Here is a 6,441-nt window from a genome sequence, read left to right as displayed (position 1 = left end):
CCGTTTGTCCCCCCATTCCGTAATTGGGCCGTGGCCCGGATTTTACTGTTGTTTCGCAACGCTTTGGTCAGGCCCGGTCTCAAGAGCGTGCCCGCCGCTGCGTTTGCTGTTGTTGCGATGTCTCACATCACGTTCTGGATCGAGGTCTCGACCGCATGAAGGAACGAGCCCGCCGAAGAGCGTGCCGAGAGCAGAAGGAAGGCGTCCGGACCCTCGCGGAGAATGATCACCCCGAGATGTTCCATCACTGTTCGCGCCACCCTTCCTTCCGGAAAAGCGCCCGGATGAAGGTCGAGACGACAGATCCGCTCCAGCGCCGCGCGGGTCCGCTGTCCATCGATCCGAAGCGCGACCCAGACATCGGTCTGATCAGTGGTATAGGCGGCACCACCCAGCTTCCCGTCGACAAGCGCGCGAGCATCCGGACCATCGTGCTCGAAGAGCGCGAAGACCTGGCCGGGCGCCATGCCCAAAAAGCGGGTCCGGCCGTCGCTCGACAGGGTCGTCCCGCCAACCGAGGGAAGCGCTGCGCCAAAGCCCTGGGTCACCGCCTGTGCAAGGGTCGTCTCGCCGCCAAGCGGTGTGGCGATGGATACGATGGCGACGTCCGCGCGTTCGCTCAGCGTGACCCCGCCGAAATCCTTCCGGTAGCCGCCGAGCGCAGGCTTCGCCGTGAGCTTGAAATCAGGCACGGAGCCGCTCTCCTTCGGGATCGATGAAATGCGGGGAGACAATTTCCACCTCGATGTCGTGCCCCCGCACGAAATCCACCGCGCGGACAATCTCGCCGGCGCGTGCCTCGCCTCGCTTGATGAAACCGAGGCCGATCGCGTGGCCGAGCGACGGCGAATAGGTCACCGACGTCATCCACCCTTCGTCGTTCTCCGTCGTTGCCGCCTGGCCCCGCTGCAGGAAATGCGCCCCGGCCGTCAGGCTTTCGGCGCGATCGACAGGACGGAATCCGACCAGGCGGAGGCCGTCCTCGCGGTTGAGGTCAGGCCGCCCGGACAGAACGTTGCCGATGCAGTCCTTCTGCTTGGAAACCATGCGGCCAAGGCCGAGATCGCGGGCGGTGGTCTGGCCGGTCAGTTCGTTGCCCGCCGCGTGACCCTTCTCGATCCGCATCACGCCGAGCGCTTCGGTGCCATAGGGAACCACGTTGAATTCCTCGCCGGCCGCCATCAGCGCGCGGATCATGGCGTCGCCATAGCGAGCGGGAACCGCGATCTCATAGGCAAGTTCGCCCGAGAAGGAGATGCGGAACAGACGTGCCGGCGTGCCGCCGCACACGGTGAGCTCGCCGCAGGCCATGAACGGGAAGGCCTCGTTGGAGACGTCGTGTTCCGCGTCGACGACCTTGCGGATGAGGTCGCGGGCATTCGGTCCGGCCACCGCATATTGCGCCCAGCCGTCGGTGGTGGAGATCAGATGAACGTCGAGACCGGGCCAGAGGCACTGGCGGCAGAACTCCAGATGCCGGAACACGCCCCCCGCGTTGGCCGTCGTCGTGGTCATCACGAAATGCGTCTCGGACAGACGCGCGGTGGTGCCATCGTCCATCACGATGCCGTCCTCGCGCAGCATGACCCCGTAGCGGGTCTTGCCGACGGCCAGCTTGGCGAAGCCGTTGGCGTAGACCTTGTTGAGGAATTCCGCCGAGTCCCGGCCCTGGATATCGACCTTGCCAAGCGTGGTCACGTCGCAGATCCCGACCGACCCGCGTGTCATCTCCACCTCGCGGTCGACGCTCTGCCGCCAGTGCGTCTCGCCGGAGCGGGGGAACCACTGGGCACGGAGCCAGGCGCCCGTCTCGACGAACACCGCGCCCTGCTCCTTGGCCCAATCGTGGCTGGGAGTCAGGCGGTAGGGACGAAAATCCTTGCCCCGCGACCGACCCGCCAGGGCGCCGATCGCCACCGGAGTGTAGGGCGGGCGAAAAATCGTCGTGCCGGTCTCGGGGATGCTGCGACCTGCGGTCTCGGCCATGATGGCGAGACCGAGAACGTTTGCCGTCTTGCCTTGGTCGGTCGCCATGCCGAGGGTCGTGTAGCGCTTCAGATGCTCGACGGAACGGAAACCCTCCTGGTGAGCAAGCTTCACGTCCTTGACGGTCACGTCGTTCTGCAGATCGACCCAGGCGCGGGCGCGGCTTTCCTTGACCTGCCAGAACGCCGACACCGCGATCGTCTCGTCTTCCGCCCGCGGCGGGTTTTGGCGTGAGGGAGAGAAGCCGAGAGCCTCGACCGCTTGATCGGCCCTTTGACTTCCCTCCAGGAGGGCGGACGCGAGCGACTGGGAACCGTTCGCCGCACCCGCCACGACCATGCCGACAGGAAGAGTCTTCCCCGGCACGAACGCCGCGATGTCGTCCCGCCATTCAGGCCGCCCGCCCTGATGACAGGTCAAATGGACATTCGGGTTCCAACCGCCAGAGACGGCAAGGCAATCGGCCGATATGCTCGCGCCGCCGGCAAGCTTGATCCGGCGAATTCCCATGCGTCCCGACGTGTCCATGACCGCGTCGCCCATGTGGATCGCCGCGCCCGGCAGCTTGGCGCGGGCCGCGCCCGGTCGACTATCGACCACGGCGGCAATCTCGACGCCCTTTGCAGCCAGATCGACCGCCGTTCGCCAGCCGTCGTCATTGTTGGTGAAAACGGCGACCCGCTTGCCGGCCGCGACCGCCCAGCGGTTCGCATAGGCCCGCACCGCTCCCGCCATGATCACGCCGGGGCGATCGTTGTTGCCGAAGGCGATCGGTCTTTCCGTCGCGCCGGCGCAAAGAATTGCGCGCTTGGCGTAGACGCGCCAGAGCACCTGCCGGGGTTTGCCGCCGGATGCCGGGAGATGATCGGTCTTGCGCTCCACCGCGCCGTAAGTGCCGTGGTCGAAGGCGCCGTAAACGGTCGTGCGGGGCATCACGCGAACGTTGGCCATGGCCGCCAACTCGGCGCCCGCCTGGTCGGCCCAATTCGAGCCGGACTTGCCGTCGACCTCCAGGGTTTCCGAATTGAGCCGGCCGCCAAGCCGGAAATCTTCGTCCGCGAGGATCACCCGGGCGCCAGCGCGCGCGGCCGCCAGCGCCGCCGCAAGGCCCGCCGGCCCCGCGCCGATCACCAGCACGTCGCAGTGCAGGAAACCCTTGTCGTAGCTGTCCGGATCGGGTTCCATGGAGAGCCGGCCGAGCCCGGCCGAATTGCGGATCAGCGGCTCGTAGAATTTCTCCCAGAACGCCTTCGGCCACATGAAGGTCTTGTAGTAGAAGCCGGCCGAAAGGAACGGTGACAGCAGGTCGCTCGCCGCCATCAGGTCGAAGCCGAGCGGGCCGCGATGGTTCTGGCTGGTGGCCTCCAGGTTGTCGAACAACTCCACCGTAGTGGCGCGCGTGTTGGGCTCCTGATGGGCGCCCCGGCGCAACTGGACCAGCGCGTTCGGCTCTTCCGACCCCGCCGAAAAGATGCCGCGGGGCCGATGATACTTGAACGAACGGCCGACCACGCGGACACCGTTGGCGAGCAGCGCCGAAGCGAGCGTGTCGCCGTCATGGCCCTGGAACGATGTCCCGTTGAAGCTGAAACGGACGCCACCGGTCCGCTCGATCAGACCGCCCTGGACTCGAAAGGGTTGCCCGGTACCGGTCCCGGTTTCGACCGGGCCGGGCGTTGCGGTGGGTGATCGGCTGTCGGTCATGCGCCCCGCCCCCGTGCCAAGGCAACGTCGCGCGCCAGTTCGACCGACGTGATCTCGTGTGTCAACGTGTTGCGGGTCAGGACCAGCCAGGAGCGGTCGCCCTGTTCATGATACCAGAGCTCGCGATGCCACCCTGCCGGGTTGTCCCGCAAGTAGAGATAATCATGGAACTTCTCGCTCGCGCCGTCGTCCTGCGGGTTGGGCCGGTCGATCAGCGCCGCGTCGCCGAGATACACGAATTCCCCCGCATCGCGGGGGCCCAGAAGGGGATGGTCGATGATCATCTCGTGCTGCTCCTTCCTCGCGGCGCTTCCGCCTGCTTCCCGATCGGGAATGGATAGGTGTCGACCGTCGGCATGGTCAGGTCCTCGATACAGATTGGGCTCAGTGCAGATTGGGCTGCGCGCCCTGGCCTTTTTCGTCGATCATGGCGCCACGGCGGAAGCGGTCGAGCCGATAGGCGGCCGCTGTCGGGTGGGGTTCGTCGCGGGCCAGGAGATGCGCGTAGCAAAAGCCCGAGGCGGGCGTCGCCTTGAAGCCGCCGTAGCACCAGCCGCCATTGAAATAGAGGCCGCCGATATGGGTCTTGTCGATGAAGGGCGAGCCATCCATCGACATGTCCATGATGCCGCCCCACATGCGCAGGAGCCGCGCGCGCCCGATCATTGGCATGATCGCCATGCCGCCCTCGCAGACATCCTCCACGACCGGCAGATTGCCGCGCTGGGCATAGCTGTTGTAGCCGTCGAGATCGCCGCCGAAGACGAGGCCGCCCTTGTCGGACTGGCTGACGTAGAAATGGCCGGCGCCGAAGGTGATGACGCCCGGGATGACCGGCTTCAGCCCCTCCGAGACGAAAGCCTGCAGGACGTGGCTTTCGATCGGCAGGCGCATGCCGGCCTTTGCCATCACCCGGCCCGACGAGCCGGCGACACAGACGGCGACCTTCCTGGCGCGGATCTTGCCGCGGGTGGTCTCGACGCCCCGGCAGATCCCGTTCTCGATCTGGAAACCGGTGACCTCGCAGTTCTGGATAATGTCGACGCCACGACTGTCGGCGCCGCGCGCATAGCCCCAGGCGACCGCGTCATGACGGACCGTACCGCCGCGCGGCTGCCAAAGCCCGCCCTTGATCGGAAAGCGGGCGTTGTCGAAGTCGAGGAAGGGACACATTTCGCGGACCGCCTCGGTATCGAGCAGAACCGCGTCGGCTCCGGCGAGCCGCATGGCATTGCCGCGCCGCGCGAAGGCGTCGCGCTGCGCGTCGCTGTGACCGAGGTTGAGGACGCCCCGCTGGGAGACCATCGCATTGTAGTTGAAATCCTGCTCCAGGTCTTCCCAGAGCTTCATGGAGAATTCGTAGAACGGCTCGTTGCCGGGCAACAGATAGTTCGACCGGATGATCGTCGTGTTACGCCCGATATTGCCCGATCCGAGCCAACCCTTTTCCAGCACCGCGACGTTGGTGATGCCGAATTCCTTGGCAAGGTAGTAGGCCGTGGCCAGCCCGTGCCCGCCGGCGCCGACGATGACGACGTCGTAGGCGGTCTCCGGCTCGGGTTCCCGCCAGACCGGCTGCCAGCCGCGGTTGCCGGTCAGCCCCTCGGTGAGAATCTTCAGCAGCGAGTATCGCATTGGTCTCCGCCCTTTGGCTTGTGGACCGATACTGAGCCTGGTTCGATGCGTGGACTTTCGCAAGAAAGACGGAATATTATAGATTATGGTCATATCCGTTGAGCGCGCTGGCGCCTTCCGCATCGGGTTCCTGCTGATCGACGGCTTCGCCCTCATGTCCTACGCGTCGGCGGTTGAGCCGCTGAGGGCCGCCAATTTGCTGGCCGATCGAACCGTCTATGACATTCGTCACCTGGCTGCCGGGGATAGGCGCGGCGTCAGTTCGAGCGGCTCGATCGTTGAGGCATCCGCTCATCTCGGACGGGACGTCGACTTCGATCTCGTTCTGGTTGTCGCGGGAGGCGATCCGGGCAGCTTTGCCGATGACCGGGTGTTCAACTGGTTGCGGCAACTCGCGCGGCGGGGGGTACGGCTGGGTGGCGTATCCGGCGGCCCGGTCCTTCTCGCGCTCGCCGGCCTGATGGAGGGTCGACGCATGACGGTCCACTGGGAACATGCCCCGACCCTGGCGGAGATTTCGTCGACGCTGATCGTGGAACGCACGCTTTACGTCATGGATCGCGACCGGATCACCTGTGCGGGCGGCACGGCACCACTCGACATGATGCATGCGCTGATCAACGAGCATCATGGCCCCGCGTTTGCGCGCCAGATCAGCGACTGGTTCATGCACACGGAAATCCGACCCTCCGGCGGGCCGCAGCGCGCCGGGCTCGTGGAACGGTACGGGATCAACGATCCCGCGCTGATCCAGGCGATCGAAATGATGGAGAACCATGTGGCCGACCCGCTGGATCTTGCCCAGGTGGCGCAACTTTCGGGCGTCGGACCGCGACAGCTCAACCGGCTTTTCCGCCAGAGGCTGGGCCGCAGCACGATGGCCTTCTACCGGGAACTCAGACTGGAGAAGGCCAGCAATCTGCTGACACAATCGACGCTGTCGCTGACCGAGATCGCCCTGGCCACCGGCTTCGCCAGCTCGGCGCACTTTTCCAAGGCATTCCGTGATGTTTTCGGGCGCGCACCCTCGAGTTTTCGCGCCCGTCCTCATCAGGACGATACCGGATTGGCAAAGTCGCAGCCTGGATAATGCGACTTGGAGACGGTCCGCCCGCC

General features: G+C 65.6%; 5 protein-coding genes. 1 reads left to right on the top strand and 4 read right to left on the bottom strand.

Annotated elements, in window-relative coordinates:
• Positions 1-122 precede the first annotated feature (122 nt).
• The 4 genes from ING15_RS18350 to ING15_RS18335 form a co-directional block, all read right to left on the bottom strand.
• The gene (locus ING15_RS18350; protein ID WP_206456300.1) at positions 123-692 is read right to left on the bottom strand and encodes a sarcosine oxidase subunit gamma; all 570 of its coding nucleotides are present in this window, start codon (positions 690-692) and stop codon (positions 123-125) included.
• A complete protein-coding gene (locus tag ING15_RS18345) occupies positions 685-3,690 on the bottom strand; it encodes a sarcosine oxidase subunit alpha family protein (RefSeq protein WP_206456299.1) in 3,006 nt (1,001 codons plus the stop codon). Before ING15_RS18345 ends, ING15_RS18350 begins: the two co-directional genes overlap by 8 nt.
• Positions 3,687-3,974, bottom strand: a complete 288-nt coding sequence (locus ING15_RS18340; RefSeq protein WP_206456298.1) for a sarcosine oxidase subunit delta — start codon at positions 3,972-3,974, stop codon at positions 3,687-3,689. Before ING15_RS18340 ends, ING15_RS18345 begins: the two co-directional genes overlap by 4 nt.
• Positions 3,975-4,074: 100 nt before the next feature.
• Positions 4,075-5,325, bottom strand: a complete 1,251-nt coding sequence (locus tag ING15_RS18335; RefSeq protein WP_206456297.1) for a sarcosine oxidase subunit beta family protein — start codon at positions 5,323-5,325, stop codon at positions 4,075-4,077.
• 85 nt (positions 5,326-5,410) lie between these two features.
• Between ING15_RS18335 and ING15_RS18330 the strand changes: the two genes are divergently transcribed.
• A complete protein-coding gene (locus ING15_RS18330) occupies positions 5,411-6,415 on the top strand; it encodes a GlxA family transcriptional regulator (protein ID WP_206456296.1) in 1,005 nt (334 codons plus the stop codon).
• Positions 6,416-6,441: the final 26 nt, after the last annotated feature.

Source organism: Aurantimonas marina (genome assembly GCF_017183135.1).
GTDB classification, from domain to species: Bacteria; Pseudomonadota; Alphaproteobacteria; order Rhizobiales; family Rhizobiaceae; genus Aurantimonas; species Aurantimonas marina.
The sequence above is the reverse complement of the archived record's forward strand: the minus strand, read 5'-3'. Positions and strand labels throughout refer to the sequence as shown.

Bases quoted from the DNA above. Each gene is read 5' to 3' on its own strand.
- ING15_RS18340 (WP_206456298.1), bottom strand. From the start codon at position 3,974: ATGATCATCGACCATCCCCTTCTGGGCCCCCGCGATGCGGGGGAATTC.
- ING15_RS18335 (WP_206456297.1), bottom strand. From the start codon at position 5,325: ATGCGATACTCGCTGCTGAAGATTCTCACCGAGGGGCTGACCGGCAAC.
- ING15_RS18330 (WP_206456296.1), top strand. From the start codon at position 5,411: ATGGTCATATCCGTTGAGCGCGCTGGCGCCTTCCGCATCGGGTTCCTG.
- ING15_RS18345 (WP_206456299.1), bottom strand. From the start codon at position 3,690: ATGACCGACAGCCGATCACCCACCGCAACGCCCGGCCCGGTCGAAACC.